25 protein-coding genes and 2 pseudogenes are annotated in these 26,111 nt (G+C 53.0%); 17 read left to right on the top strand and 10 right to left on the bottom strand.

The window, feature by feature from the left end; all coding sequences use genetic code 11:
- Positions 1 to 105: 105 nt before the first annotated feature.
- Positions 106 to 1,136 (top strand): annotated as a pseudogene (locus HA48_RS03615) (glycosyltransferase family 9 protein).
- On the opposite strand, the gene HA48_RS03610 reads toward HA48_RS03615, so the two are convergent.
- Positions 1,111 to 2,082 carry a polysaccharide deacetylase family protein gene (locus HA48_RS03610; protein ID WP_128599821.1) on the bottom strand — a complete coding sequence of 324 codons (972 nt, stop codon included), beginning with the start codon at positions 2,080 to 2,082 and terminating at the stop codon, positions 1,111 to 1,113. The pseudogene HA48_RS03615 and the gene HA48_RS03610 overlap by 26 nt on opposite strands.
- 156 nt (positions 2,083 to 2,238) lie before the next feature.
- On the opposite strand from HA48_RS03610, the gene HA48_RS03605 reads away from it, so the two are divergent.
- Complete coding sequence (locus tag HA48_RS03605) at positions 2,239 to 3,348, top strand: glycosyltransferase (RefSeq protein ID WP_244182793.1); 1,110 nt, start codon at positions 2,239 to 2,241, stop codon at positions 3,346 to 3,348.
- Positions 3,349 to 3,409: 61 nt separating this feature from the next.
- Here the strand turns inward: HA48_RS03605 and tdh are convergent, their stop codons facing one another.
- Both tdh and HA48_RS03595 read right to left on the bottom strand, forming a co-directional pair.
- Positions 3,410 to 4,438, bottom strand: a complete 1,029-nt coding sequence (gene tdh / locus HA48_RS03600; protein ID WP_128599820.1) for an L-threonine 3-dehydrogenase — start codon at positions 4,436 to 4,438, stop codon at positions 3,410 to 3,412.
- The gene (locus tag HA48_RS03595) at positions 4,435 to 5,646 is read right to left on the bottom strand and encodes a glycine C-acetyltransferase (RefSeq protein WP_128599819.1); all 1,212 of its coding nucleotides are present in this window, start codon (positions 5,644 to 5,646) and stop codon (positions 4,435 to 4,437) included. Before HA48_RS03595 ends, tdh begins: the two co-directional genes overlap by 4 nt.
- Before the next feature lie 232 nt (positions 5,647 to 5,878).
- Between HA48_RS03595 and rfaD the strand changes: the two genes are divergently transcribed.
- The 5 genes from rfaD to HA48_RS03570 are packed head-to-tail and all read left to right on the top strand — an operon-like array spanning position 5,879 to position 10,881.
- Positions 5,879 to 6,811 carry an ADP-glyceromanno-heptose 6-epimerase gene (rfaD, locus tag HA48_RS03590; RefSeq protein WP_128599818.1) on the top strand — a complete coding sequence of 311 codons (933 nt, stop codon included), beginning with the start codon at positions 5,879 to 5,881 and terminating at the stop codon, positions 6,809 to 6,811.
- Positions 6,812 to 6,828: 17 nt separating this feature from the next.
- Positions 6,829 to 7,872 carry an ADP-heptose--LPS heptosyltransferase RfaF gene (gene rfaF / locus HA48_RS03585; RefSeq protein WP_128599817.1) on the top strand — a complete coding sequence of 348 codons (1,044 nt, stop codon included), beginning with the start codon at positions 6,829 to 6,831 and terminating at the stop codon, positions 7,870 to 7,872.
- Positions 7,873 to 7,874: 2 nt separating this feature from the next.
- Positions 7,875 to 8,837 carry a lipopolysaccharide heptosyltransferase RfaC gene (rfaC, locus tag HA48_RS03580; RefSeq protein WP_128599816.1) on the top strand — a complete coding sequence of 321 codons (963 nt, stop codon included), beginning with the start codon at positions 7,875 to 7,877 and terminating at the stop codon, positions 8,835 to 8,837.
- Positions 8,838 to 9,746, top strand: a complete 909-nt coding sequence (locus tag HA48_RS03575) for a sugar glycosyltransferase (protein WP_128599815.1) — start codon at positions 8,838 to 8,840, stop codon at positions 9,744 to 9,746.
- A complete protein-coding gene (locus tag HA48_RS03570; protein ID WP_128599814.1) occupies positions 9,724 to 10,881 on the top strand; it encodes an O-antigen ligase family protein in 1,158 nt (385 codons plus the stop codon). The genes HA48_RS03575 and HA48_RS03570 overlap by 23 nt, the downstream gene beginning before the upstream one ends.
- Positions 10,882 to 10,926: 45 nt before the next feature.
- On the opposite strand, the gene HA48_RS03565 is transcribed toward HA48_RS03570, so the two are convergent.
- The 3 genes from HA48_RS03565 to envC all read right to left on the bottom strand — a co-directional run bounded on the left by HA48_RS03565 (position 10,927) and on the right by envC (position 14,326).
- Positions 10,927 to 12,003 carry a glycosyltransferase family 9 protein gene (locus HA48_RS03565; RefSeq protein WP_128599813.1) on the bottom strand — a complete coding sequence of 359 codons (1,077 nt, stop codon included), beginning with the start codon at positions 12,001 to 12,003 and terminating at the stop codon, positions 10,927 to 10,929.
- Positions 12,004 to 12,124: 121 nt separating this feature from the next.
- The gene (locus tag HA48_RS03560; protein WP_128599812.1) at positions 12,125 to 13,021 is read right to left on the bottom strand and encodes a divergent polysaccharide deacetylase family protein; all 897 of its coding nucleotides are present in this window, start codon (positions 13,019 to 13,021) and stop codon (positions 12,125 to 12,127) included.
- A gap of 3 nt (positions 13,022 to 13,024) precedes the next feature.
- On the bottom strand, positions 13,025 to 14,326 hold the full coding sequence (gene envC / locus HA48_RS03555) for a murein hydrolase activator EnvC (RefSeq protein WP_128599811.1): 1,302 nt from the start codon (positions 14,324 to 14,326) through the stop codon (positions 13,025 to 13,027).
- A gap of 250 nt (positions 14,327 to 14,576) precedes the next feature.
- Between envC and HA48_RS03550 the strand changes: the two genes are divergently transcribed.
- From HA48_RS03550 to cysE, 5 genes are all read left to right on the top strand, one after another.
- Entirely contained in the window at positions 14,577 to 15,008 is a 432-nt protein-coding gene (locus HA48_RS03550; protein WP_128599810.1) for a rhodanese-like domain-containing protein, read from the top strand.
- Between the two features lie 17 nt (positions 15,009 to 15,025).
- Positions 15,026 to 15,280, top strand: coding sequence for a glutaredoxin 3 (gene grxC / locus HA48_RS03545; RefSeq protein ID WP_128599809.1), 255 nt, complete (start codon positions 15,026 to 15,028; stop codon positions 15,278 to 15,280).
- Positions 15,281 to 15,321: 41 nt separating this feature from the next.
- Positions 15,322 to 15,786 (top strand): protein-export chaperone SecB, encoded by a 465-nt coding sequence (gene secB, locus HA48_RS03540; protein ID WP_128599808.1) that lies wholly within the window; start codon positions 15,322 to 15,324, stop codon positions 15,784 to 15,786.
- Positions 15,786 to 16,805, top strand: coding sequence for an NAD(P)H-dependent glycerol-3-phosphate dehydrogenase (gene gpsA / locus HA48_RS03535; protein WP_128599807.1), 1,020 nt, complete (start codon positions 15,786 to 15,788; stop codon positions 16,803 to 16,805). The genes secB and gpsA overlap by 1 nt, the downstream gene beginning before the upstream one ends.
- A gap of 67 nt (positions 16,806 to 16,872) precedes the next feature.
- The gene (cysE, locus tag HA48_RS03530) at positions 16,873 to 17,688 is read left to right on the top strand and encodes a serine O-acetyltransferase (protein WP_128599806.1); all 816 of its coding nucleotides are present in this window, start codon (positions 16,873 to 16,875) and stop codon (positions 17,686 to 17,688) included.
- On the opposite strand, the gene trmL is transcribed toward cysE, so the two are convergent.
- From trmL to cpxR, 3 genes and pseudogenes are all read right to left on the bottom strand, one after another.
- Positions 17,685 to 18,158: a tRNA (uridine(34)/cytosine(34)/5-carboxymethylaminomethyluridine(34)-2'-O)-methyltransferase TrmL gene (gene trmL / locus HA48_RS03525; protein ID WP_128599805.1), complete on the bottom strand. Its 474-nt coding sequence runs from the start codon at positions 18,156 to 18,158 to the stop codon at positions 17,685 to 17,687. The two genes, cysE and trmL, sit on opposite strands and share 4 nt — an antisense overlap.
- A 35-nt stretch (positions 18,159 to 18,193) precedes the next feature.
- A pseudogene (gene cpxA / locus HA48_RS03520) lies at positions 18,194 to 19,569 on the bottom strand (envelope stress sensor histidine kinase CpxA).
- Positions 19,566 to 20,264, bottom strand: coding sequence for an envelope stress response regulator transcription factor CpxR (cpxR, locus tag HA48_RS03515; protein ID WP_007885339.1), 699 nt, complete (start codon positions 20,262 to 20,264; stop codon positions 19,566 to 19,568). The pseudogene cpxA and the gene cpxR overlap by 4 nt, the downstream one beginning before the upstream one ends.
- A gap of 150 nt (positions 20,265 to 20,414) precedes the next feature.
- Between cpxR and cpxP the strand changes: the two genes are divergently transcribed.
- The 5 genes from cpxP to HA48_RS03490 all read left to right on the top strand — a co-directional run bounded on the left by cpxP (position 20,415) and on the right by HA48_RS03490 (position 25,223).
- Positions 20,415 to 20,927: a cell-envelope stress modulator CpxP gene (gene cpxP / locus HA48_RS03510; RefSeq protein WP_128599804.1), complete on the top strand. Its 513-nt coding sequence runs from the start codon at positions 20,415 to 20,417 to the stop codon at positions 20,925 to 20,927.
- Positions 20,928 to 21,128: 201 nt separating this feature from the next.
- Complete coding sequence (gene fieF, locus HA48_RS03505; protein ID WP_128599803.1) at positions 21,129 to 22,031, top strand: CDF family cation-efflux transporter FieF; 903 nt, start codon at positions 21,129 to 21,131, stop codon at positions 22,029 to 22,031.
- Between the two features lie 207 nt (positions 22,032 to 22,238).
- Entirely contained in the window at positions 22,239 to 23,201 is a 963-nt protein-coding gene (gene pfkA, locus HA48_RS03500; protein ID WP_128599802.1) for a 6-phosphofructokinase, read from the top strand.
- A gap of 143 nt (positions 23,202 to 23,344) precedes the next feature.
- A complete protein-coding gene (locus tag HA48_RS03495) occupies positions 23,345 to 24,334 on the top strand; it encodes a sulfate ABC transporter substrate-binding protein (RefSeq protein ID WP_128599801.1) in 990 nt (329 codons plus the stop codon).
- Between the two features lie 130 nt (positions 24,335 to 24,464).
- Positions 24,465 to 25,223, top strand: a complete 759-nt coding sequence (locus HA48_RS03490) for a CDP-diacylglycerol diphosphatase (RefSeq protein WP_128599800.1) — start codon at positions 24,465 to 24,467, stop codon at positions 25,221 to 25,223.
- A gap of 84 nt (positions 25,224 to 25,307) precedes the next feature.
- On the opposite strand, the gene tpiA is transcribed toward HA48_RS03490, so the two are convergent.
- Positions 25,308 to 26,075, bottom strand: a complete 768-nt coding sequence (gene tpiA, locus HA48_RS03485) for a triose-phosphate isomerase (protein ID WP_128599799.1) — start codon at positions 26,073 to 26,075, stop codon at positions 25,308 to 25,310.
- Positions 26,076 to 26,111 lie beyond the last annotated feature (36 nt).

The raw sequence follows: 26,111 nt of genomic DNA, 5'->3' as shown, positions 1-26,111 counted from the left end.
TTGCACATTAATGGTCAAAAGTCGGTAGCACACTCGCTTTTTTGTAACTTTCAGGCTTTGTCTGAAACGTTTCAGGCAACCCGGGTCACTTTCGCGGAACATAACATGAAAAATATCCTCGTCATCAGACGCGACAATATTGGTGACATGGTGTGTACCACACCATTACTGGAAGGTTTGAAACGCACCTTTCCTGATGCGAAGCTCACTCTGCTGGTAAATAAAATTGCAGAAGATGTGGTGCAGCACAATCCGCATGTGGATCGGCTATTTGTTTACAAGAAAGCGAAGCACCGGGCGACACATGAAACGGCCTTAGGCGTTTACTGGCAGCGCCTGAAAATCATGCTGGCGCTGCGGCAAACCCATTTTGATGCCACCATTCTGGCGAACCCTGTTCCCTGCAAATATAGCCTGCGGCTGGCAAAACTGGCCGGTGCACGCAACATTATCGGTTCTGCCCTGCCCGATGCGCAGCTTGAACGTCCCTTCCGGAAAAGCGATTTTCGCGGTAACCATCAGGTTGAACACACGTACTCTTATCTCTCGGCACTTACCGATGATGTTCCCGATGTACCGCCCCTCCGGCTCTACTTGTCTGATGCCGAATGTGCGGCGGCAAAGCAGCGCGTTGCCAGCGCGTTTCCCACGCCGGGCTGCGTTTATGGCGTGCACATCAGTAGCCGCAGCCCAAAGCGCCGCTGGCCGCTGGCCTATTATGCGGCGTTTATTACCCGGCTGCTGGAGGATGAACAGGCGCGCGTACTGGTGTTCTGGTCGCCGCAGGGCACGCTTGATCCACATGACAAAGGCGATGGTACGCGTGCCGATGAGCTGATGCAGTTGGTGAACTCACCGCGCGTGGCACGCTACCCGACAGCTCGGTACGTGAAGTTATGGCGGGATTTTACTGCTGCGAGCAGATTCTGTGCAGCGATGGTGGCCAGATGCACCTCGCCGCCGGATTGCATAAAAAGCAGGTAGTATTTTTCGGTGATACCAATGCCAGCCTGTGGCATCCGTGGTCGGGGGATTATCAAATCATGCAGACCGCTTCCGGCGAATGTTGTGATATTCCACCGGAGACGGTCTGGCAGGCATGGCAGCGGCTCAGCGCAGCGAGCAGCGCTGCCTGAAGCTGTCGTGATATTCAGCCAGCGTCTGGCCGACAAAGCGTGGCGCTAGCCAGGCAAAGAGCGCCTCGAGGTCCTCATAAAGCTGCTCAATATCACGCGCGTTTTTAAACGTTGGGCTGCCGTCCGGCATAAACTCAGAGCTGTGCAGCATAAATTCGGTGTAATCCTGCCCTTCCGCCAGCGACATCTCAACGACGCGCTGCATATCCGCCAGATTTCCGCCAGACGGACGCAGCCAGTGCACCGCAGGGCTTTTCTGCTTGCCGCGCAGGCGATAAAGGCCCTGTTTCACCGTGTTCATGAACGGCGAATATTTGTACTGGATGCTCATGGGGATCTCCAGCAGTGATGATGTACCGCTGCGAGAGATATCCTGTGGGTCAATAAAATAGGGTTTATGGGGGAAGTGCGTGTAATCCGTGCCGCCCTTGCCCTCGGGGGCGCCACGGGTGAAAGACCAGTTTACGCGCGGCGTGACCGAGCAATCTACCTGATAACCCAGCTCAGTCAGGATCGCTGCATAGCGCTCATCAAATGCCCAGCGCCCGGCGCGATGGCTGAGCATCTTTGTCTGGAACTTATCTTCCAGCAGATCGGTCATGTAGCGCACTTTGTCGCGCAGTACCGTATCCGGGTACTCAATGAGAAAGGGCTGCCAGCGCCAGTCATCATCGGTAAGCGGGGCTTCCGGCGGGCTGTTCCAGGCGTGCAGATGCATGCCAATTTCCCCCTGCTTACGGGCGATCACATCGTTACCGAACTCGACGAATGCCGGATCGCTGGCCATTTCATAGTTGGTCAGCCAGGTCGGTTTAAAACCATAGCGCTCACACAGCGCCTGAAAACGCGGCAGAAAATGGGTGTTTTCAGTGGTAATAGTGCGATGATTGCGCCAGAGGTTGTCACCTTCGGTATCTATGGTAATAAGGAATGCATGCCGGGTCATGATTGCCGCCTGAAGCCAGAAAAACGCAATGTTACGCTCTGCCCCTCAGTGACGCAATTGCTGTCGGCGGGCGAAAATCACCTCCTCAGGCGTCGGTTTTCGTGCCCGACTACGTTAAGATTCACGACGTTGAATAGACCTTTTCAGTGAGACAGGATGGACAAGTTGTCAAAACGCATACTGATGGTGATTGATGGACTGCCGGGCGGTGGCGCAGAGAAAGTGGTGCTGACCTTAGTCGCCGGTATGCTGGCGCTGGGGCATCGGGTTTCGTTGTTTTCGTTGCGAAATGTTTGTGAGTACCCGCTGCCGGCGGGCGTCGATTACCAGGTCATTGCTGATACTAACCGCAAGCCGTGGCGCAAGCTCACGGAGCTCAGTCGTCGTGCCGGATTACTGGCGCGGGCCGTACGTCAGGCGGAGGCGGCGGCAGGTGCGTTTGATTTAGTGGTTTCACATCTGCACAAAACGGACCGTATCGTACGGCGTTGCCGCGCGCTGCCTGCGCGTAAAACCTGGTTTTGCCTGCATGGCGTGTTTTCGCCCTCTTATCTGGGGCATCGAACCGGCCTTTCGCGCTGGCTGAAGGCGCGCAAAATTCATCAGGTATATCAGGGGCGGAATGTGATTGGCGTCTCGCCTGCGGTGCTGGATGATTTGAAACGTGCCTTTACTGTCACGCTGGCGCGTGAGGCAGTGATTGGTAATCCGTTTGACGTAGCGCAGATCCGGCAGCTGGCGGCAGAACCCGCTGATGTACCGCCGTCTGGCTTTCTGGTGCACGTCGGGCGTTTTCATGAGACCAAGCGACACGATCGTCTGCTGAAAGCCTATGCGCTGAGCAATCTTCCCGAACCGCTGGTGCTACTGGGCCAGGGCTCGGTAGCGCGCAAAGCAGCGCTTGAGGCGCTGGCGCAGGAGCTTGGCATTGCCGAACGGGTCATTTTTCAGGGATTCACGCAAAACCCGTATGCGTGGATTAGTCGGGCAAAAATGCTGGTGGTGAGCTCGGACAGTGAAGGTTTCGGTAATGTGCTGATTGAGGCCATGCTGTGCGGTACGCCGGTAGTGAGTACACGCTGCCCGGGCGGCCCACAGTGGTTGCTGCAGGGAGATCTGGCGCGCGGACTGGCGGATCTGAACCCGCAATCGCTGGCGGAGACGATGCAAGAGATTTATCGGCACCCGCCGCAGTTTAGTGCTGCGGATTTTGCCGCTTTTGATACCCGGGAAATTTGCCAGAAGTATCTGGCGTTAGTGGAGTAGCGTCTGGCGGAACATTACGATAGAGAAGGCCGCAGACTCGCTGCGACCTTATCGTCCGGTCTTAATCCCAGCTCAGCACCACTTTCCCGGAGCGACCGGAACGCATCTCATCGAAGCCCTGCTGGAAGTCATCAATGTGATAACGGTGGGTAATGATTGGCGTCAGATCGAGCCCGGACTGAATCAAGGCCGCCATCTTGTACCAGGTTTCAAACATCTCGCGGCCATAGATCCCCTTGATAAACAGCCCCTTGAAAATCACCTGATTCCAGTCGATTGACATCTCGCCTGGCGGAATGCCCAGTAGAGCGATGCGTCCGCCGTGATTCATCGTCTCCAGCATGGTGTGGAATGCCGGTGGCGCGCCGGACATCTCCAGCCCGACATCAAAACCTTCGGTCATCCCCAGTTCTGCCATTACCTCACGCAGGTTCTCATGGGCAACGTTAACCGCACGCGTAACGCCCATGTCACGCGCCAGGCCGAGACGGTACTCATTGATATCGGTAATGACTACATGCCGTGCGCCGACGTGCTTACATACCGCCGCCGCCATGATACCGATCGGGCCCGCGCCGGAGATCAGCACATCTTCGCCTACCAGATCAAACGACAGTGCCGTGTGCACGGCATTACCGAAGGGATCGAAAATCGCGGCCAGTTCATCCGGGATATTGTCCGGGATTTTGAAGGCATTGAAGGCCGGAATGACAAGATACTCTGCAAAACAGCCCTGACGGTTGACGCCAACGCCGACGGTATTACGGCACAGATGGGTACGCCCGGCGCGGCAGTTGCGGCAGTGGCCGCAGGTGATATGCCCTTCACCCGATACGCGATCGCCAATGGCAAAGCCTTTAACCTCCTGACCGATACCGACCACTTCGCCCACGTATTCATGGCCGGTAATCATCGGTACCGGAATGGTTTTACGTGACCAGTCGTCCCAGTTATAGATATGCACATCGGTGCCGCAGATCGCGGTTTTACGGATTTTGATCAGCAGATCGTTGTGGCCAGGCTCCGGGATCGGCGCATCGTGCACCATCCAGATTCCCTCTTCCGCTTTTAATTTCGCCAGTGCTTTCATTTTGCGGCTCCTGTGCCAATCACGTCCAACTGCTGACCAATGCGGATAAAGGCTGCCACCGCCTGCTCCAGCTGCGCCTGCGTGTGCGCGGCGGAGATCTGCGTGCGAATGCGCGCCTGGCCCTGCGGCACCACCGGATAGAAGAAGCCGGTAACATAGATGCCCTCCTGCTGCAGCAGGCTGGCAAATTGCTGCGCAACGCTGGCTTCACCCAGCATCACCGGAATAATGGCGTGGTCGGCACCGGCCAGGGTAAAGCCGGCAGCGGTCATTTTTTCGCGGAAGAAGCGGGCGTTTTCCCACAGGCGCTGACGCAGACCATCGCCTTCGCTTAACAGATCCAGCACCCGCAGCGAAGCCGCCACAATGGCCGGCGCCAGCGAGTTAGAGAACAGGTAAGGTCGCGAGCGCTGACGCAGCCACTCAACGACCTCTTTTTTCGCCGCGACATAACCGCCAGAGGCGCCGCCCAGCGCTTTACCCAGAGTGCCAGTGAGGATATCGACCCGATCCATCACGTCACAATATTCATGGGTGCCACGGCCTGTTGCCCCGACAAAACCGACTGCGTGCGAATCATCCACCATGACCAGCGCATCGAATTCATCCGCCAGGTCACAAATCCCCTGCAGATTAGCGATCACGCCATCCATCGAGAACACGCCATCGGTCGCAATCAGGATATGACGCGCGCCTTTATCGCGGGCTTCCTGCAGCCGCGCGCGCAGCTCCTGCATATCATTGTTGGCATAGCGGTAGCGCTGCGCTTTGCACAGGCGGATACCGTCGATGATCGAGGCGTGGTTGAGTGCATCAGAGATAATAGCGTCTTCGGCACCCAGCAGGGTTTCAAACAGACCGCCGTTGGCATCAAAGCAGGAGGAGAACAGGATGCTGTCTTCCATACCCAGGAAAGCCGCCAGCTTGCGCTCCAGCTGCTGGTGCGTGTCCTGGGTACCGCAGATAAAGCGGACAGAAGCCATGCCAAAGCCGTGCGAATCCATGCCGTCTTTAGCGGCCTGAATCAGGGCCGGATGGTTTGCCAGACCGAGATAGTTATTGGCGCAAAAATTGATGACCGGCGGACTGTTGGCAACGTTGATCTCTGCCTGTTGTGCCGAGGTAATGGTGCGTTCCTGTTTGAACAATCCATCCTGACGCGTTGTCTCAAGCTGTTGACGGATTTGCGAATAAAACTGATCAGACATGATTCTGCTCCTCTGATAGCAAAATTTTGGCACATATTACTGATTAAAAAGCGGATTAACGATATTTCCGCCAGACAAATCTCCGTTTTGCAGCATAGTTCACGTAGCGAACAGGATTTGTGCAGCGCTATCGGCGTCATCTGGCTGTCTGCATCTGGCTGAAATGTTATGATGACAGGCATTCGTGCGTGGAACGGCCTGTTTCACCTCTCACTGTTTAAAGGCTAAGCATATGATTATCGTAACCGGTGGCGCTGGCATGATCGGCAGCAACATTGTTAAAGCGCTGAACGATCGCGGTCACACTGACATTCTGGTCGTGGATAATCTGAAAGATGGCACCAAATTCGTGAACCTGGCGGATCTGGACATCGCGGATTACATGGATAAAGAGGAGTTCCTCACCTACATCATGTCGGGTGAAGATCTGGGGCCAATTGAGGCGGTATTCCACGAAGGTGCCTGCTCAGCGACCACCGAGTGGGACGGCAAGTACATGATGGATAACAACTATCAGTACTCCAAAGATCTGCTGCACTTCTGCCTTGATCGCAGCATTCCTTTCCTTTACGCCTCGTCAGCGGCCACCTACGGCGGGCGCAATGAGAACTTTATCGAAGAGCGCCAGTACGAGCAGCCGCTCAACGTATACGGCTACTCAAAAATGCTGTTTGACCACTATGTGCGTCAGATCCTGCCGGAAGCTGATTCGCCGGTGTGTGGTTTCCGCTACTTTAATGTCTATGGTCCGCGTGAAGGACATAAAGGCAGCATGGCCAGCGTGGCATTCCACCTCAACACGCAGATCGGTAACGATGAAAATCCCAAGCTGTTCGAAGGCAGTGACAGCTTCCGTCGTGACTTCATCCACGTGGACGATGTGGTGGCGGTGAACCTGTGGTGCTGGGAAAACGGGGTATCCGGCATTTATAACTGCGGTACCGGCCGTGCCGAATCCTTCCAGGAAGTGGCCGATGCGGTGCTGAAGTTCCACCAGAAAGGGCAGATCGAGTACATCCCGTTCCCGGAGAAGCTAAAAGGCCGCTATCAGGCATTCACCCAGGCCGATCTGACCAAACTGCGTGCCGCGGGTTATGACAAGCCGTTCAAAACCGTGGCGCAGGGTGTAGGTGAATACATGGCCTGGCTGAACCGTAACGCATAAGGAAACCCGCACCAGCGATGAAAATTCTGGTTATTGGCCCATCCTGGGTCGGCGATATGATGATGTCGCAAAGTCTCTATCGCACACTCAAGGCTGAGCATCCTGAGGCAGTCATTGATGTGATGGCACCGGCGTGGTGCCGTCCTTTGCTGTCCCGCATGCCGGAAGTTAATCAGGCGCTGGCGATGCCGCTTGGTCATGGCGCACTGGCGCTTGGCGAGCGGCGTCGGCTGGGGAAAACGCTCAGGGCCAGCGGTTACGATCGCGCTTACGTACTGCCTAACTCGTTTAAATCTGCGCTGGTGCCGTTTTTTGCCGGCATTAAACGCCGTACGGGCTGGCGCGGTGAGATGCGTTATGGCGTGCTGAATGATGTGCGCGTGCTGGATAAAGCGGCGTTTCCACTTATGGTGGAGCGTTATGTGGCGCTGGGTTACGACCGACCAGTAGCTTCTGCACAGCAGCTGCCGCAGCCGCTGTTGTGGCCGCAACTGCGGGTGGAAGAGGACGAGAAGCGCATGACCGCCGCGCAGTTTGCGCTCTCTGCCGATCGTCCGGTCATCGGTTTTTGTCCGGGAGCGGAGTTTGGCCCGGCTAAGCGCTGGCCTCACTATCACTACGCGGCACTCGCGGAACAGCTGATTGGTGAAGGCTATCAGGTGGTGTTATTCGGTTCCGCGAAAGATCGTGAAACCGGTGAAACCATCGCCCATACCCTGTCCGATGCGGCGCGTGCGCACTGTAAAAACCTGGCGGGCGAAACCCAACTGGAGCAGGCGGTCATACTGATTGCTCACTGCGCTGCGGTCGTCAGCAATGACTCCGGCCTGATGCACATCGCCGCCGCGCTTAACCGCCCGCTGGTGGCACTGTATGGACCAAGTAGCCCGGACTTTACCCCGCCATTATCTCATCAGGCGCGTATCATTCGCCTGATTACCGGATATCACAAGGTGCGCAAAGGGGATGCCGACGAGGGCTACCATCAGAGCCTGATTGATATTCAACCCGCGCAAGTGCATCAGGAATTGAGCGCGCTGCTGCATCCGGTGCAGGAATAAATATGCACGTGTTAATTGTAAAAACCTCGTCGATGGGTGATGTGTTGCATACCCTGCCTGCTCTGACAGATGCGATGCGCGCGATTCCTGGCATCCGCTTTGACTGGGTTGTGGAAGAGAATTTCGCACAAATCCCAGGCTGGCATCCGGCAGTGGATAAGGTACTGCCGGTTGCGATTCGCCGCTGGCGTAAACACTGGTTTGGTAGCCAGCAGCGTGAAGAGCGGGTGCAATTTAAGCGTGATCTGCAGTCACGTCAGTACGATGTAGTGATCGACGCGCAGGGGTTAATCAAGAGTGCTGCACTGGTGACACGTCTGGCGAAAGGCATTAAGCATGGACAGGATAGCCGCAGTGCACGCGAACCGTTTGCCAGCTGGTGGTATGACAAACGTCATGAGATTGGTAAGCAGCAGCACGCGGTTGAGCGCACGCGCGAGCTCTTTGCCAAAAGCCTGGGCTATGATAAGCCAGCCACACAGGGTGATTACGCTATTGCCGGACATTTCCTTGCCACGCTGCCAGCCGATGCGCAGAACTACCTGGTGTTTCTGCATGCCACCACGCGCGATAATAAACACTGGCCGGAAGATCACTGGCGCGAACTGCTTAGCCTTGTCCAGCCTGGCGGATTACGCGTCAAGCTGCCCTGGGGTACCGAACATGAACACCAGCGTGCTCAACGGCTGGCCGACGGTTTCGATTTTGTCGAGGTATTGCCGAAGCTTACGCTGGAGCAAGTGGCACAGCAGTTGGCTGGCGCGCGCGCAGTAGTTTCTGTCGATACCGGCTTAAGCCACCTGACCGCCGCACTGGATCGCCCTAATATCACGCTATTCGGCCCGACAGATCCGGGGCTGATTGGGGGGTATGGGCAGAATCAGCATGAGTTAAAGGCGAGCGATGGCACCATGAAATCGATAGCGGCGATGACGGTAATGGAAAAACTGCAGGAGTTGCTCTGAATGAACTCTCTTTTTAAGCAGATCTATCGCTATACGCATGCCCGACCATTGCGGCATAACGAGAATTTCTGGCCGTACCTGAAGATCAGGCGTAGCAAAGCAGGCCATATTACACACTTAACTTATCGTAACGAAGAGATTCAGCTTGAAGACCTGGAGAGCCTGCGTTCAAAAGCAATGGGTGATTTTACAATTTTAGCGACAGGCCCATCCATAAATAATCTGGAGCTTAATAAAATTTCTGAAACTCGTATTCTGGGAGTAAATGGATCCTATCATTTACGTAATAAAGTTAAATTTTCTTATTATATTATTGTTGATCGGGGTTTTATAGAGCAGCGATTTGATATGGTTTTACAAGTTATCAATGATCCTGATTTGATTTTTTTTACAACATTACATTGTTTGAATGATATTCTAAAGCGTACTAAAATAACAATGATAAAATGTCGCCTGGCGATAATTGAAGACCTTAGTTATAAAGTTTTTTGCGCTATGGTTCCGCCAAGTGATTACGCTAAAGTGTATCAGAAAAACGAGGGACTAAGATTATTTGATATTGAACCTGCATCAGGATTTTCATGGGATATAAGGTTAGGTTTTTTTGATGCTGGCACGGTTGCATATTGGGCTTTACAATTAGCTGTATGGCTAGGAGCTGATAGATTATTATTGGCAGGCGTTGATATGAATAATTTTGAGAAGCCAAGGTTTTACGAAAACGATGAAAATAAATTACCTAGTTTGCTTGCCACAAATTTTAATAATATAATTCGCCCTGCTTTTTTAAATGCAAGTCGGGAATTAGAATTGGCAGGCATTAAAACTTACAACCTTTCCTTAGATAGTGGATTAGGAAATGAAATTTTTGAGAAGGCAACGCTAGATGTTATTTTTAAAAAAGCTTGAAAAATTAGAGGTCACATCTGCCGTTTCTTTTATGGCCTTTTTGCTTTTATTACCTGTTTTTACTGGCGTTGGTAAAGTAAATAACATTTTTCATTTATCTATTGCCTCAATGTTAATTTACATGATTGCGTTAAGGAAGAATCCATTTGCGTTAGACTACAATTATAAAAAAGGGTTGGCTGTGGTTTTTTCCTTTTTAATATATTATAGTTTAACTAATCTTTGGAGTGATAATCCTGCCAATATTGAATCAACGTTAAAGCATTCATTGTACTTTATGTTTTTTATTTTAATGTTCAACCATTGCATAAAGCGTTATGGCATATTGAAAGTTCACCTTCTGATATTCTTGGGGTGTTTTTCCCTGCTATGTCTAACAATTCTATTTGTTGATAAAAGCACGATATTAATTAATAGATTGAATCATGGTTTTTTATATGCTCCATCAAATGTAATTGATTTGGGCGGTTACTTTGCAATCGGGATTATAAGTGGGCTAATTGTTGCCAGAGAGTCTGGTAGACATTGGATTTACTTACCAGCAGCTTTGCTTTTTATCGGTTTGCTACTGACGCAAAGTCGGGGGCCTTTGTTGGCGCTGTTAGTCTCTCTAATAGTGCTGTTTGCCAAGTATAAAAATGTACACATACGGCATGTGGTTTATATATGCCTTTCAATTAGTATAATTGCTTTATTTTTTTATTTTACTGATTATGGAAATGAGTTCTACGCTCGTATAATATTATCATACAAGCAAAGTTTTATACGTTTCGGTATTTGGGACTTTTCATTTCGAGAGGGTCTTGCTCATCCCATTTTAGGATGGGGATTTGATAAAGAAATTAATTTTATTAATAGCATTGGTCAACATGTAACAACTACGCATAGTGTTTATTTCTCAGCCTTTCTTAAAGGTGGCATTATAGGCGTCATTTTTCTTTCTGCTGTTATAATAGTAAGTCTTATGCAAGCCTATAAAAAATACCACCAGGGTTTAGGTCTTGAAGCCTCAGCTTACCTATTTTCGATAATATTCTTTATTACTCAAGGTATGTTTGTTATTGGTGGTCCCGGTGAAGCATGGATGCTTTTTTGGCTTCCACTAGCTATGGTAATGTCAACGCAAAGAAAGTAACACTTACTTTTATCCCGGTCCTTTCTAAGGGTCGGGATAGTAAATTCATTTCAACATCATATTTAAAGCGTTATAAATTTTTTCAACATTTATTTTTCTTAATGGATAAGTAGGATCGTCTCCACTCTCAGGCTCAATACGAATAGTCTGATGCATATGCAGATCCTGATAGGGACCGGTATGACGCGGATTGGCACTGACGTATAGACTTACGGTCGGGGTTTTTGCTGTAATGGCTATATGTAATGGGCCAGTGTCTCCTGTAACCAAAACATCAATCGAATTAATTAAACGTATTAATTCCGGAAGCCGTGTTTTACCGATATAAGAGGTTACGCGGGTATGATAACTCTTGGGTAAAGCAGCAAAAAAAGCTGCTTCGATAGGCTTATCCTGAGCAGCTCCGGTTAAAACCAGCTGTGTTTGCTCGTCTGCGATAAATAGTTTTTCAGCCAGACTGGCAAAATGCTCTACTGGCCAGCAGCGGTTTTTTCCAGAAGCACCCATCTGGAAGCCAATAGTATTAAATTCTTTATTGCGATTTTTGTTTTCAATTGCAATCGGGAATTGCATGCTAATGTCTGTAATGTCACATCCTAAAAATTCAATTAAATCCAGCTTGCGTTGAATAATATGTCCATCGCGAGGTTTAGAAATAGCATCAAGCCAATGATTAAATCCAGGGTTATCATAGCGGAAGTTATCGCGCATCAAATATTTTGCGCCACCCAAACGTGCGCATAAAATATCATAACCGAGGCTGGAATGGAGTAATAGAGCCAGATCTGGTTTGAAAAGGCGTATTTTTCTGATCAGGTTAGGTGCCCGGACAATTTTGTTATCCCAGATTACGACCTGATCGAACCACGCGCTGCCCTGAACTAAATCAAGGTTCTTTTCGCTTGAAATCAACATGATTTTTGCAAGAGGATAGCGCTGTTTAATCGCTCTTATTGCAGGAGTATTAAAAAGCAGATCGCCCAGAGCGGTAGTTGAAAAAATAACAATGCGCTCAAATTCCAAATCAGCGCTTAGCGGCTGCTTATTTTTATCTATTTTGCTAAACCTGGCGTGCATATTCAGCACGTTGTTAATGAGGTTTATTTTCCAAACTTTCTTCATCGTTACCGCTTACCCTTAGAGCCTGACACTATGACAGTATGAGCAGAAAATGATTTCGTTATCATAACGAAAAAACGTCATTCCCAGTAGAGAATGACGTGAATATTTTTTTCGCGATGACTCAAAACAGCTGTTGTAGTTGCTTAACCAGCGGGCTGTCCGCAATGCTTTCACCGATAACATTCAGTACGCGCTCTTGCGGCACAGGTGGTAACGGCTTGTTGACCTTACATTCGCCTGGCGCGCGGAAAGCGGGCTTTTGTGGCTTAGCCGGCAAAGGTGCCGAACCGTGACGCAGTGGCTCATTCAGCAGCTGGCTGGGGCGTACCAGCGTAATATCGGCCGGAAGCGATGGCAGCATCTGCTGCAAGACGCGTACCGTGGTCGGATGTGGATGACCAATAGCGATGGCATAGCCGTCGCGCTGGGCCAGTTTCACCGCGCGGCTGAACTGCTGGCGAATGGCGGCTTCGTTCTGACTATCGTCTAAAAACACCCGACGTTTGATCACTTTGACTTGCGTGCCTTGTGCCGCCGGAACGGACTGACTGTTACCAATCGTCATGCTGTCGAGAAAGTAATAGTTGTAATGATTCAGAACCTGCATCACTTTCTGCATGCCGGGCAGGCTGGAGGTCATTTTACTGCCCATATGATTGTTGAGCCCGACAGCATAGGGAACTTTACCGCTCGCTTCCCGCACAATGCGCGCGATCTCCTCGCTGCTCATCTCTGGCGTGAGGGTGTCTTTTTCCAGCGGTTGCTTGCTAAGCGGTGCCATCGGCAGATGGATGAGAACCTCATGACCGGCCTGATGCGCCCGGGTTGCCATGTCGCGCGCATGTGGCGCATTTGGCAACACGGCAACGGAAATCGCCGCCGGCATCTGCAGGACTTTACTCTCTTCGACCGGACGATAACCAAAGTCGTCGATCACAATCGCAAGTTTGCCAGCCTGCGCGGAGAGCGTGAAAAACAGTCCGCACAGCGCGGCAGTAAGCATTCGGGGTTGAAACAAAACTTATTTTCCTAACCACGGTAGTGGATTGACGGCCTTTCCCTGACGTCGGATTTCAAAGTAGAGCGAAGGCGTGCCGCGGCCGCCACTGGTGCCAACCAGGGCGATAGGCTGTCCTGCCTTCACCTGGGCACCGACGCTCACCAGCGCACTTTGGTTATAGCCATAAAGGCTCATATCGCCTTTACCGTGCTCCAGCACGACAACCAGACCGTATCCCTGCAGCCAGTCGGCCATCAGTACGCGACCATCGGCGATAGCTTTCACTTCAGTGCCTTCCGGTGCATCAATCACCAGACCCTTCCAGCGTAGTTCACCTTGCATCGACTCACCGAAGCGATGTTCGATACGACCGCTAACCGGCCAGACGGCTTGTCCGCCCGGACGCCCGAGGCCACCGGTACGCGCCATCAGCTCGCGTTCGCTTTGCGTTGGCGCATAGCTGGAGCCTTTGGCTTTAGCCTGTGCCTGGCGCTGGCGCACTTTCTCCGCTTCACGCGCTTCGCGTTCGGCACGTTCGCGCGCTTCACGTTCGGCTTTAGCTATTTTGTCCTGCAGACGGCTTTCGTTCTGACGCATCTCGACCAGATCGGCCTGATCTTTTTCCAGGGCGCTTTCCAGTACCGACAGCGTTTTTTTGCGGGCGGCGCTGGCTGTTTCAAGTTTAGTTTGCTGCGTCTGCTGCTGAGCGAGCAGGCTTTTCTGCTGCTCCTGCTTGCCCTGCAGCGTCTGGCGCTGTTCTGCCAGCTGCTGCTGCGTTTGCTTGAGATCGTCGATATTTTTCTGGCGTGCCGCGTTGAGATAACCGAAGTAGGCCAGAATACGCTCACTGCGCTGGGCTTCTTCACCACCGAGCAGCAGCTGTAATCCGTTGTGCTGGCCCTGGCGGAATGCAGCATCAAGCTGCTGCGCCAGCAGTTTTTCCTGCTGCGCCTGCTGCTTTTCCAGACGAGAGATAGAGGCCGTAAGTTGCGCAATTTCACCGTTCAGTGCACTCAGGCTGTTGCGCGTTTCCCGAAGCTGACGGCTGGCCTGCGCAATCACTTTTTCCTGACTTTGCAGTTGATCCAGCAGCTTGCTGCGCTGCAGCTTCTGCGCTTTCACGCTCTTCTCCTTTTCGGCGATGTCCTGCTGAATGGATTTCAGTTGGGTTTTGCTGTCGTCAGCGCTTTGGGCGGTAACAGGCAATAACAGTACGCCCGCGCAAAGCAGGCTAAGGGAGATTTCGGACCAGCGAAATGACAACGGGTATGCCGGGCCGCTGTGACGGGTCCTTGTGTGTGTAACGGTCGCTTTTCCCTTCATAGTCGATAATTATTCCACGATGAACAGCCGCTTACCAGTTATCCCGGCCGGGTTTTATTTTTCGAAAGATGTCTGCTGAAAGCATAGCGGGATAAACATTGTCTTAATTTTGCGATTAGAACACTTTTTTTGGAAAATGACGCACAAATCGTTACTCTGCCCGCTTCGTGACTGTACATGCAAAGTGGCGCAGGTATACTCAGAACCCTTGTTTTAGCTTATTTAGCCCGGTCTGGAGTCGTTATCCCTCATGCAAGAAATTATGCAGTTTGCAAGCAATCACCCCGTCCTGAGTCTGGCATGGGTCGTTTTACTCATTCTGGTGATTGTAACCACCGTTAAAGGAATGTTCTCTAAGGTAAAAACCATCAGTCGTGGTGAAGCCACCCACCTGATTAATAAAGAGGACGCGGTGGTAGTAGACGTGCGCTCGCGCGACGATTATCGCAAGGGGCACATTTCAGGGGCGATGAACATTGCAGCGGCTGATATCAAAAAAGGCAGCTTTGCCGAGCTGGAAAAGCACAAGGCGCAACCCATAATTGTGGTATGCGCTACCGGTCAGAGCGCCGGTGAATCCGCAGCCAAACTCAGCGCCGCGGGTTTTGAAAAGGTTTCCGTATTAAAAGATGGCGTAAGCGGCTGGAGTGGCGAAAATCTGCCGCTGGTACGCGGTAAATAACTTTCCGAGGTAACCGCATGGCTAATGTAGAGATTTACACCAAAGTAACCTGTCCTTATTGCCACCGGGCTAAGGCGTTATTAGATCAGAAAGGCGTATCGTTCCAGGAGATCCCCATTGATGGGGACGCAGCGAAACGTGAAGAGATGATTAAACGCAGTGGCCGTACTACGGTGCCGCAAATCTTCATTGATGCGCAGCACATTGGCGGCTGCGACGATCTCTTTGCGCTGGATGGACGTCAGGGTCTTGATCCCTTACTCCAGGCTTAACTTTTTCGAACAGACCATTTTCACTCAAAGGATTCAGTAACATGTCAGAACATAGCACTAACGAAATGCAGTTCCAGATTCAGCGCGTTTACACCAAAGACGTCTCTTTTGAAGCGCCAAACGCACCACAGGTTTTCCAGAAAGAGTGGGAACCGGAAGTGAAACTGGATCTGGACACCGCTTCTTCACAGCTGGCTGATGAAGTGTACGAAGTAGTGCTGCGCGTTACTGTAACCGCCACCGTGGGTGAAGAGACCGCATTCCTGTGTGAAGTACAGCAGGCCGGTATTTTCACCATCAGCGGTATCGAAGGCACGCAGATGGCGCATTGCCTGGGCGCATACTGCCCGAATATCCTGTTCCCGTATGCGCGTGAGTGCATCACCAGCCTGGTATCTCGCGGCACCTTCCCACAACTTAACCTGGCGCCAGTTAACTTTGATGCCCTGTTCATGAACTATCTGCAACAGCAGGGTGAAGACGAAGCGCCACGTCAGGATGCCTGATGACTACACTCAACGCTTCGATTAGCGTCATCGGTGCCGGCTCGTACGGCACCGCACTGGCCATCACGCTGGCCCGTAACGGCCATCCGGTGCTACTGTGGGGCCACAACCCGCACAGTGTGGCGCAGCTGCAAGCTGACCGGTGCAATACTGCTTTCCTGCCTGATGTCTCCTTCCCTGATAATCTCGTTCCCGAAGCCGATTTAGCCCGGGTGGTCAGCGCCAGTCGCGATCTGCTGATCGTGGTACCGAGCCATGTATTTGGTGATGTGCTGATGCAGATTAAGCCGCATCTGCGGGCGGATTCGCGCATCGTCTGGGCCACTAAAGGGCTGGAAAAAGAGACCGGGCGATTACTGCAGGATGTGGCACGGGAAATCCTGGGGGAGACCATTCCGCTGGCGGTCATCTCCGGCCCTACTTTCGCTAAAGAGCTGGCAGCCGGTTTACCCACGGCTATTGCGCTCGCTTCCACGGACGCGCAGTTTGCTGACGATCTTCAGCAGAAACTGCACTGTGGCAAAAGTTTCCGCGTATACAACAATCCGGATTTCATCGGCGTACAGCTGGGTGGCGCGGTTAAAAACGTTATCGCGATTGGTGCCGGCATTTCGGACGGAATCGGCTTTGGCGCCAACGCCCGTACCGCACTGATTACCCGTGGTCTCGCCGAAATGAGCCGTCTGGGCGCTGCGCTGGGTGCCGATCCTACCACCTTTATGGGGATGGCAGGGCTGGGCGATCTGGTGCTGACCTGTACCGATAATCAGTCGCGCAACCGCCGTTTTGGCATGATGCTGGGACAAGGCGAGAGCGTAGACGAAGCGCAACGCATTATCGGACAAGTTGTAGAAGGCTACCGAAACACTAAAGAAGTCAAAGCTCTGGCGGAGCGGGTTGGTGTTGAAATGCCCATTACCGAGCAGATTTATCAGGTACTGTATTGCGAAAAATCGGCGCGAGAGGCAGCATTGAGTTTACTTGGCCGTACAAGGAAGGATGAAAACAGCCAAAGCTGAAGCAGGATGCGCAGCGAAACCACCTGTAGCGCCTTTCAGGCGCTTTTTTTATCGGGAGCAAACAGCAATGTCGTCTGAAGAGTTAGAACTGGTCTGGAACCATATCAAAGCCGAAGCCAGAGCGCTGGCCGATTGTGAACCTATGCTGGCCAGTTTTTACCACGCGACATTGCTTAAACATGAGAATCTCGGTAGCGCGCTGAGCTACATGCTGGCGAACAAACTTGCCAATCCGATCATGCCCGCTATCGCCGTGCGTGAAATCGTTGAAGAGGCTTATCGCGAAGATCCTGAGATGATTGTTTCCGCTGCGTACGATATTCAGGCCGTGCGCCAGCGCGATCCGGCCGTGGATAAATACTCTACGCCGCTGCTCTACCTCAAAGGCTTTCATGCGCTGCAGGCTTACCGTATCGGCCACTGGTTGTGGAAAGAGGGGCGTCGCGCACTGGCGGTTTACCTGCAAAATGAAATCTCCGTCTCGTTCGCGGTTGATATCCATCCGGCGGCGCGCATTGGCCGCGGTATCATGCTCGACCATGCCACCGGCATCGTGATCGGTGAGACCGCCGTGGTTGAGAACGATGTCTCGATTTTGCAATCGGTCACGCTGGGCGGTACCGGTAAAACCAGTGGCGATCGTCATCCGAAGATTCGCGAAGGCGTAATGATTGGAGCGGGTGCCAAAATTCTGGGCAATATCGAAGTGGGGCGCGGCGCTAAAATTGGTGCGGGCTCAGTTGTGCTGCAACCCGTACCGCCGCACACCACGGCCGCTGGCGTCCCGGCACGTATTGTGGGCAAGCCCACCAGCGACAAACCCTCTATGGATATGGATCAGCACTTCACCGGTGCAGGTTTCGAATATGGCGACGGCATTTAATCTTTGATCAGCGCGCCAGCGTAACCGAGCTGGCGCCACGCTTCATACACCACCACTGAAACCGCATTCGACAGATTCATACTGCGACTTTCCGCCCTCATCGGGATGCGGATTTTCTGCTCCGCAGGTAGCGCGTTCAGGATCTCGGCGGGCAATCCACGACTCTCCGGACCAAACAGCAAATAATCGCCTTGCTGATAGCTGACCGCGCTGTGGGCCGGCGTGCCTTTGGTGGTCAGCGCGAACAGGCGCTGTGGCGCTTCTGATGCCAGAAATGCCGCGTAGCTGGCGTGCTTCTTCAGTGAGGTGTATTCGTGATAATCCAGCCCGGCACGGCGCAGGCGTTTATCATCCCAGGCAAAACCCAGCGGTTCAATCAGGTGCAGTTGAAAGCCGGTATTGGCGCACAGGCGGATGATATTGCCGGTATTAGGTGGGATTTCAGGTTCAAATAAAACGATGTTCAGCATAAGGCCCCCGGAAACGAGGGCCGAAGCATAGCAAATTATTGACGGGCGGAGTACAACGGTAGCCACAGCGTCAGGCGCAGGCCGCCTAATGGGCTATCATCCGCTTTTACCCAACCACGGTGCTGCTGGACTGCGGTTTCGACAATCGCCAGGCCTAAACCGGTGCCGCCGGACTCGCGATCCCGCGCTTCATCTGTACGGTAGAAGGGGCGGAAAATCTGTTCACGATCTTCCTGCTTACGCCCGGGCCATCGTCGTCAACGTGCACGGTAATACCCTGGATATCTACTGAGAAGCTCACGCTGATGTGGGTATGAGAATAGCGCAGCGCATTGCGTACAATGTTCTCCAGGGCGCTTTCCAGCGCGTGTGGGTTGCCGTACAGCGGCCACGGACCCGGCGGATAAGGCACGTCCATGGTTTTACCCATCTGTTCAGCTTCGAATTTGGCATCTTCCAGTACGCCGCTCCACAGCTGATTGGCCTTCATCGCTTCACTTACCAGCGCGTTTTTATGCTGGGTGCGTGAAAGCACCAGCAGATCGTTAATCATGCCATCAAGGCGCTGGGCTTCAGTTTCAATACGCTCCAGCTCTTTGCCCTCACCGTGACGGCGACGCAGCAGGGCGGTCGCCAGCTGGAGGCGCGTAAGCGGGGTCCGCAGTTCGTGACTGATATCAGAGAGCAGGCGCTGCTGCGCCGTCATCATACGTTCGAGCGCGCTCACCATCTGGTTGAAACTTGAACCCGCCGCAAGGAACTCCTGCGGACCCGATTCCAGTTCCGGATGCTGACGTAAATTACCGCTCGCCACTTCATCAGCCGCGTGTTTAAGTTTACGGGCCGGTCGCGCCAGGCTCCACGCCAGCCAAAGCAGCAGCGGAGAGCTGATCAGCATGGTGACGATCAGTAAGAGCAGCGGGCGGTCAAACAGCAGGTTAACGAAATCGAGCTGTGAGCTGGTTGCAGGACGAATCATGTACAGTTGATAGTTGTCTTCGCCATCGCGCACGGCGAAGGGCCCAACCATTTCAACGCGGCCATACTTTTTCTTCTGCGGATGATCGGCGTTATCAGACTGGCCGATAAAGTTACGAATCACCTGCATTTCATTATGCTGCGCACCAATGACCCGGCCTTCACTGGTGACTAACACCAGACGCTGGCCAGGCGGCGCCCATTTGTCGATGGCGCGGAATAACCGGCGCCACCACATTAAATCGTTCGGCGGATCTTGTGAGAGCTCAACCTCAACATGCTGTTCGATCATGGTGCCCTGACGCTGCTCACTCTCCAGTAACGACGTCATCTGGCGAGAATCCAGCTTGGGCACCATTAAAACCAGCATCAACACCAGCGCCAGCGTTAGCCAAAAGATGGCGAAGATGCGGGTTGTCAGACTTCCTATCATGATGCCGAAACCATCAGATAGCCGCGTCCGCGCAGGGTTTTAAACCACGGGTGGCCATCACGACGTTCCGGCAGCTTACGGCGCAGGTTAGAGATGTGCATATCAATCGCGCGATCAAAGGGCGTCAGGCGTTTGCCCAGCACCTCCTGACTCAGATGCTCACGCGAAACCACCTGGCCCAGATGCTGTGCCAGCAAGTAGAGCAGAGTGAATTCGGTGCCGGTGAGATCCAGCGTTTCGCTGTCGAAGCTGGCCTCCTGGCGGCCCGGATTCAGGCGCAGGCAGTCCACCTCCAGCGTCGGTGAGCTGTTGTCATGCTGCTGTTGCTGTTCGCTCCAGTTAGAGCGACGCAAGATGGCACGGATACGCGCCACCAGTTCCCGGTCATTAAACGGTTTAGGCAGATAGTCATCGGCGCCCAGTTCAAGGCCGAGGACGCGATCCAGTTCGCTGCCGCGTGCGGTCAGCATAATAACCGGCGTCTGATGTTGCTGGCGCAGCTCTTTTAAGGTGTCGATACCGTTCTTCTTCGGCATCATCACATCGAGCAATAATAAGTCTACGGTGTTGTCCAGCAGGTTGAGCGCCTGCTCGCCATCACTGGCGACAATCACCTCAAAACCTTCCATCTCAAGCAGTTCTTTAAGCAGCGAAGTTAATTCGCGGTCATCATCAACCAACAGGATTTTATTCATTTTTTATTGCCCTCCGCAGGCAAAATACCGTGTTCCTTGACTTGCAATCCAACGCTTTACGTAGTTTTACACCCCCTGACGGATGTTTGCAGCTATCGCCGTACACTGGCTCTCGTTGAATCGCAAAACGGAACGAACCGGGAGTAAACGATGCGCTACTTAACCGCCGTCGTCATTGCCTCAGCGATGGTTCTCAGTCAAGCCAGCGCAGAAGCAGCAGACACGACGACGATTGACGAGATGCATCCGAATGGCGGATTGACGACAGGCAGTATGACGCAAAATCCGCAAAGCCACATGTTTGATGGCATAGAGCTGACGGAGCAGCAGCGGCAGCAGATGCGAGACCTGATGCAGCAAGCGCGCCACGAACGCCCGGTCCTGAGCGTTCAGGACATAGAAACTATGCATGACCTTGTGATTGCAGACAAATTTAACGAATCGGCTATCCGGCAGCAGGCAGAAAAACAGGCCCGCGCGCAGGTTGAACTGCAGGTTGAGATGGCCAGGGTTCGTAACCAGATGTACCACCTGCTAACGCCTGCACAACAGGCAACGTTGCAGAAGAACCATGAGCGGCGGGTAAATAATCTCCGTCGGCTCTCAGGATTGCAGCCATCATCACCGCTGCATGCAGTGAGTAGTACCAGCAGTAACCAGTAACATAGTATCCCTGTTTTCCTTGCCATAGACACCATCCCTGTCTTCCCCGCCATGATGGCGGGGTTTTTTTTGCCCCAATTTCCTCCGTAAAACAGTCGCTTAAAAATCGATCCGTCCGGCATCTGGCTCCAAGTGATAAACTTGTGCGATTCTGCAACGCATAGGCGCACCACAATAACCTGAAGCCTGGAGAGGCAAGGCATGGAACCTTCCTACGCAAAACTGGTAAATCGCGCGGCACTGGCCGCCACGACGCTGGCAACGCTGCTGCTGATTGTGAAAATTTTTGCCTGGTGGCACACCGGTTCGGTTAGCGTGCTGGCGGCGCTGGTGGATTCACTGGTGGATATCGCCGCGTCTCTCACCAATTTGCTGGTTGTGCGTTATTCATTGCAGCCGGCGGATGATGATCATACTTTTGGTCATGGCAAAGCTGAATCGCTGGCGGCACTGGCACAGAGTATGTTCATCTCCGGGTCTGCGCTGTTTCTGTTTCTTACAGGTATTCAGCATCTTGCCGCGCCGGAAACACTGCATGCGCCGCTGGTTGGCGTGGTCGTGACCCTTGTAGCGCTGTTCTCAACCCTGGTGCTGGTGGCATTTCAGCGCTGGGTGGTACGGCGTACGCGCAGCCAGGCGATTCGTGCCGACATGCTACATTACCAGTCCGATGTCGTGATGAACGGAGCGATTCTGGTGGCGCTTGGCCTAAGCAGCTATGGTTTTGTCAGAGCAGATGCGCTATTTGCGCTTGGCATCGGGGTTTATATTCTCTACAACGCGTTGCGTATGGGGTATGAAGCGGTGCAGTCGCTGCTGGACCGCGCGCTGCCAGACGATGAAAAGCAGGCAATCATTACGCTGGTGAGCCACTGGCCCGGCGTGCGCGGGGCCCATGCGTTACGTACCCGGCAATCCGGCCCGACCCGCTTTATTCAGCTGCATCTGGAGATGGATGATGAGCTGCCGCTGGTACAGGCACATCAGGTTGCCGATCGCATTGAGCAGGCGCTGCGCAAAAAATTCCCTGGCTCAGATGTGATCATCCATCAGGACCCGCGTTCTGCCGTACCAGAAAAACAGCAGGGCTTTTTCCAGTTTTAGCGTTTTAAAATCATCGGGTTGCGTGTTAAAAATGACGAAACGCTAACAACTTTGTAAAAAATTAGCGAAAACTTGTCTGACCTGAATCAATTCAGCATCAAGCCTTTGATATACTATCTGCAACTATTAAGCCGTCCGATCGCCAGCTGGTCCATACCGGTCGACAGGCAGGAATAATCCTTAGTTTTGAACAATCCAGAGGTTGTCATGATCAAAAAAATCGGAGTACTGACCAGCGGCGGCGACGCCCCCGGCATGAACGCAGCCATTCGCGGAGTTGTCCGTTCCGCCCTGAGCGAAGGCCTTGAAGTTTTTGGTATTTATGACGGCTATCTGGGTTTGTATGAAGATCGTATGATCAATCTTGACCGCTACAGCGTGTCAGACATGATTAACCGTGGCGGTACCTTCCTCGGCTCTGCGCGTTTCCCGGAGTTCCGCAATGAAGAAGTGCGCCAGGTTGCCATCGAAAACATGAAAAAGCGCGGCATCGATGCGCTGGTGGTCATCGGCGGCGATGGTTCTTACATGGGGGCGAAGCGCCTGACAGAGATGGGCTTCCCGTGCATTGGCTTACCTGGCACTATCGATAATGACGTGGCGGGCACCGATTACACCATTGGTTACTTCACCGCGCTGGAAACGGTGGTCGAAGCGATTGACCGTCTGCGCGATACCTCCTCTTCACACCAGCGTATCTCAATTGTTGAGGTGATGGGCCGTTATTGCGGCGATCTGACCTTAGCCGCGGCTATTGCAGGCGGCTGTGAGTTCATCGTACTGCCTGAAATCCCGTATACGCGTGAAGAGCTGGTATCTGAAATCAAAGCGGGCATTGCCAAAGGCAAGAAACACGCCATTGTGGCGATCACTGAGCACATCTGCGATATCGACGATCTGGCGCACTTTATCGAAGCAGAAACCAAACGTGAAACCCGCGCGACGGTTCTGGGCCACATCCAGCGTGGCGGCGCGCCGTGCGCATATGACCGCATCCTGGCCTCACGCATGGGCGCTTACTCTATTGAACTGCTGCTGCAGGGATACGGTGGTCGTTGCGTAGGTATTCAGAATGAGAAGATGGTACACCACGACATAATTGATGCCATTGAGAACATGAAGCGTCCATTTAAACGCGACTGGCTGGATACCGCGAAAAAATTATACTGATTGCTAACGCAGGCGCGATCGTTATCGCGCCTTTTTCCTGCCTGCATATATATCCTCCAGTTATAACAGCTTATTTTTAATTCTTTAATCTGTGGAATGCTTTGTGTCAGTCTTGTTCTATAACGACCTCGGGAGAGCAAGCAATGAACAAGTGGAGTATTGGCGTTACCCTATTACTGGCGTCGACCAGCATTCTGGCAAAGGATATTCAGCTATTAAACGTCTCCTACGATCCCACCCGTGAGCTGTACGAGCAGTACAACAAAGCCTTTAGCGCGCACTATAAGCAGGAAACAGGTGATAACGTGGTGATCCGCCAGTCGCACGGTGGTTCCGGTAAGCAGGCGACCTCTGTCATCAATGGTATTCGTGCTGATGTCGTGACGCTGGCGCTGCAATCCGATGTGGACGCTATTGCTGACCGTGGTCGTATCGATAAAAACTGGATTAAACGTCTGCCGGATAACTCGGCGCCTTATACCTCCACTATTGTATTCCTGGTGCGTAAGGGCAATCCAAAAGGTATCCACGACTGGCCGGATCTGATTAAGCCGGGCGTGGCGGTGATTACGCCGAACCCAAAAACCTCAGGCGGTGCACGCTGGAACTATCTGGCAGCATGGGGATGGGCGCTGGATCAGAACCATGGCGATCAGGCCAAAGCGCTGGCCTATGTGAAAGCGCTGTTTAAAAATGTCGAAGTGCAGGATTCAGGCGCACGTGGCGCGACGAACACGTTCGTAGAGCGCGGTATTGGTGATGTCCTGATTGCATGGGAGAACGAAGCGTATCTGGCTGTGGATAAGCTGGGTAAGGATAAGTTTGAGATCGTTACGCCGTCTGAATCTATCCTTGCCGAACCCACGGTTTCCGTTGTCGATAAAGTGGTAGACGAGCAGGGCACGCGTAAGGTTGCTGATGAATACCTTAAGTATCTCTATTCGCCAGAAGGCCAGACGATTGCAGCGCAAAACTTCTATCGTCCACGTGATGCTGAGGTAGCGAAAAAGTTCGCCAGCAGCTTTGCACCGGTAAAACTGTTTACCATTGACGATAAGTTTGGTGGCTGGGCCAACGCGCAAAAAGCCCACTTCGCAGATGGCGGGAGCTACGATCAGGTCATGAGACCGTAACCGCAGTTTCATCATCATGAAACGGTCAGCCCTAGGCTGACCGTTTTGCTTTCCGCGCCATGAAAAGCGCGTGACTTTACGCAGAGGGCGGGCGAGGATGCTGGCAGGTGATAACCAGAGGAACCTGGTCATGCAGGGACGTCGTCTTACCCTCAAACTGCTTATCGTATTGCTGGTACTGCTGATTGGCGGCCTGATCGCGGCGGCAGGACATCTTCATAAGAATGCCGATGCTCTGTGGCAGATCATCAGTGAAAAATGTGTGCCTGGCATGGCGCAATCCGGCAATCCGGCACCGTGCCAGCAGGTGAATACTGCGCAGGGCTACGTGACGCTGAAAGACATTAACGGTCCCTTACAGTATCTGCTGATGCCGATCGCGAAGATCACCGGCATGGAGAGCCCGATCCTGCTGCAGCCCGCCACGCCAAATCTGTTTGCTGCCGCCTGGCAGCAGCGGAGTTTACTGGCGCAGAAGCGTGGTGCGCCCATTGACGATAGGGTGTTGTCACTGGCGATTAACGCACAGTACGGCCGCACGCAGAATCAGCTGCATATTCATATCTCTTGTCTGCGCCCGGATGTCCGTCAGCAGATGGATGTGCTGGCTCCTGAGTTAAACGAGCAGTGGCAGCCCGTAACGCTGCTGAAACATCAATATCTGATTCGCACGCTTTCACCTTCACAGCTGATGCAGCAGAGCGTGTTTATCCGCCTGGCAACCGAAGTACCGAATGCGCGCAGTGAGATGGGTAAATACGGTATGGCGCTGGCGCAGCTGCCGGATGGCCGTCTGGCACTGCTGGCGCTGGAGCGTAACTGGCTGAAGATGAACAGGGGATCTGCCGAGGAGTTGCAGGATCATCAGTGTGCGCTGCTGCATCAATGATCGCCTGCTGCGCGTGGGTGCGCGCCCCGGAAAAGCGGGCAAAGAAAAAGGCGGCTGATAAGCCGCCTTTTTTACATCCGAAACTTACGCGTTTTTCGCGGCAGCTGCGGCTTTAACGATCACTGCAAAAGCATCTGCTTTCAGCGATGCACCGCCTACCAGCGCACCATCAATGTCTGGCTGGGTGAACAGCTCAGCAGCGTTTTTATCATTCACCGAACCGCCGTACTGGATAATCACCTGCTCAGCGATAGCGGCATCTTTCTTCGCAATGTGATCGCGAATGAACTTATGCACGGCCTGCGCCTGCGCAGGGGTAGCGGATTTGCCGGTGCCGATAGCCCAGACTGGCTCATAGGCGATAACCGCGCCTTCGAACGCCGCTGCGCCCTGGGTTTCCAGCACTGCGTCGATCTGACGCGCGCACACTTCTTCCGTTTTGCCCGCTTCGTTTTCCGCTTCGGTCTCACCGATGCACAGCACCGGCACCAGACCTGCGGCTTTCAGCACGGCGTATTTCTTCGCGATGAACTCGTCGCTCTCTTTGTGGTAAGTGCGGCGCTCGGAGTGGCCGATAATAATGTACTTCGCGCCCACATCCTTCAGCATCTCTGCAGAGGTTTCACCGGTGAATGCGCCGGAGAGGTTCACGTCCACGTTCTGCGCACCCAGAGCGATATGGCTACCGGAAATAGCGTGTTTAGCCTGATCCAGATAGATTGCCGGTGGCGCGATAGCGACACCACAACCTTCCACACCTGACAGCTCTTTGCGCAGACCTTCAATCAGCTCGCCCGTCATGTGCTTGCTGCCGTTCAGTTTCCAGTTACCCATAACCAGTGGATGTCGCATTCTTTCCTCCGCATAACGCGATTCATGAAATAGCGC

This window comes from Pantoea wallisii (assembly GCF_002095485.1).
GTDB lineage: Bacteria > Pseudomonadota > Gammaproteobacteria > Enterobacterales > Enterobacteriaceae > Pantoea > Pantoea wallisii.
This window is presented reverse-complemented; position numbering and strand designations above follow the sequence as displayed.